A 2,174-nucleotide genomic window follows, 5' to 3' on the forward strand; every position below is an offset into this window, starting at 1 on the left:
TAATTTGGTGCTCGATTTTAATGTGTCGGTGCGCGATTTTTACGTTCAATGCTCGTTTTTCACACTTCAACGCTCGAAAAGTGACTTTCTATGCATTATCAATATGCATAGAGTACTCCCATATATAAGAATAATAGTTGGTATGACATTTGTTTTCATGGAAATAGTTAAGCCCCTATTATTGACAGTTCGGTGATAGAATCAATATAATTCTTAATGCGGATTGAGTTTTATATATCAGAAAGTGCGGTATATAAGGAGGAGTTTTTTTGGGGCAAGATGTAACAGACGATATTACAAAAATAAATAAGACTCCAATTGTCGCTGTGTTGCTTGCAGGTGCTTTTATCGCTATTTTAAATCAATTATTATTAGCTACTGCAATTCCACATATAATGGAAGATTTGAATCTTACAGAGAATACAGCGCAGTGGGTTACAACCATATTTATGCTTGTAAATGGGATTATGATACCTATTACTGCGTTTTTAGTTGAGACGTTTACGACACGAAAGTTATTCTTAACTGCGATGAGTGTTTTTGCGGTGGGCACACTGGTTTGTGCGCTTTCACCAAATTTTGCCGTATTGATGGTTGGCCGGGTTATCCAGGCCGCAGGTGCAGGCATTATTTTGCCGTTGATGATGACAATTTTTATATTGATTTTTCCGGTTGAAAGACGAGGATCTGCAATGGGAATGGTAGGCTTAGTTATATCATTCGCTCCTGCAATTGGACCAACATTGTCTGGATGGGTTGTTCAACATTATCCATGGAGATATTTATTTTATATAATATTACCAATCGCAATCATTGATATCATAATTGCATATTTTGTATTAAAAAATGTAACCAAAAGAACATTCCCTAAAGTGGATTATGCATCAATTGTATTATCGACACTCGGATTCGGTGGTTTGTTATATGGTTTTAGTAGTGCAGGGAATTTTGGATGGACAAGTCTATACGTGATCTTATCACTTGTTATAGGTGCGTTTACCCTTACAGCCTTTATATTGAGACAGTTTAAACTGAAACAGCCTATACTGGAGTTCCGTGTATTTAAATACAAAGTGTTCACAATTACGACTGTGATTGGAATGATAACATTTGTAGGTCTTATTGGGGCAGAAACAATGCTACCAATTTATATGCAAAATATGGCTGGTTTTTCCGCAATAGAATCAGGAATAATGATTATGCCTGGAGCGTTGCTTATGGGGGTAATGTCACCCATTACTGGGAGAGTATTTGATAAGATTGGAGCTCGTTGGCTTGTCATTGCAGGTTTTACTATTATGACTGTGACTTCTTACTTGTTTACAGACTTAACCACTGATACGTCATTAACCTATTTAACCATAGTTTTTGCAATAAGGATGCTTGGAATTTCAATGGTGATGATGCCAGCAACCACTGCAGGTCTAAATCAGTTACCAAACAGGCTAATTCCACATGGTACAGCAATGAACAACACTATGAGACAAATCGCAGCATCAATAGGAACAGCTTTCCTTATAACAATTATGACTGCTACAGCACTTGATACCGGTGACCTTAATGGACTGATTCACGGTGTAAATGTTGCCTTTTACTTTATAACAGGTATATCAGTGGTTGGGCTCATTTTATCTTTCTATATAAAAGGAACGACACCTGCACAGGAGCGGGAAGCAATGGCTCGTTCAGGTGAAAATGATTAATAAATACATTGGAAAATTTGTCTAGCTCAAGCTCCCATTACTGTGGGAGTTTGAGCTTTCTTAGTTACTGGATGCCTTTTTATAAACAGTTATTTTTTTTCGGTTACCGAGTGTTGAGACAACGCTATGTAAAATCATTCCCACTACAACCAAAGCCATACCAACAAAAGAAAAGATACTAGGCATTACAGCATTCAGCAAGAGAAGCTCACCTACTAAGGCAAAGATTACCTCACCTGACTGCGTTGCTTCAATCGCGGCAAGTTTATGATTATCATGGCTGACTAGTTCAGTCGCATAGAAAAATAACACAGTAGCAATAACTCCAGAAGAAACCGCAACAATAAATGTTTGTGCAACTTGACTTGAGCTTGGCGCACCTTGAGTAAACATGCCATAAATAGATAAAATAATCCAAAACGGCATACTGGCAATAGTCATACCCAATATTCTTTGGAAAGTGTTTAATTC

Annotated in this window: 2 protein-coding genes; one reads left to right on the plus strand and one right to left on the minus strand. The window is 37.4% G+C overall.

What is annotated here, in order from left to right; all coding sequences use genetic code 11:
- Nucleotides 1-269: 269 nt before the first annotated feature.
- The gene (locus tag ACOI1D_RS21365; protein ID WP_422504209.1) at nucleotides 270-1,703 is read left to right on the plus strand and encodes an MDR family MFS transporter; all 1,434 of its coding nucleotides are present in this window, start codon (nucleotides 270-272) and stop codon (nucleotides 1,701-1,703) included.
- A gap of 60 nt (nucleotides 1,704-1,763) precedes the next feature.
- Here ACOI1D_RS21365 and ACOI1D_RS21370 read toward each other — a convergent pair.
- Nucleotides 1,764-2,174: multidrug resistance efflux transporter family protein (locus ACOI1D_RS21370; RefSeq protein ID WP_422504210.1), on the minus strand; the 411-nt coding region annotated here is incomplete at its 5' end.

It is taken from the genome of Virgibacillus sp. DJP39 (assembly GCF_049310925.1).
GTDB lineage: Bacteria > Bacillota > Bacilli > Bacillales > Amphibacillaceae > Virgibacillus_F.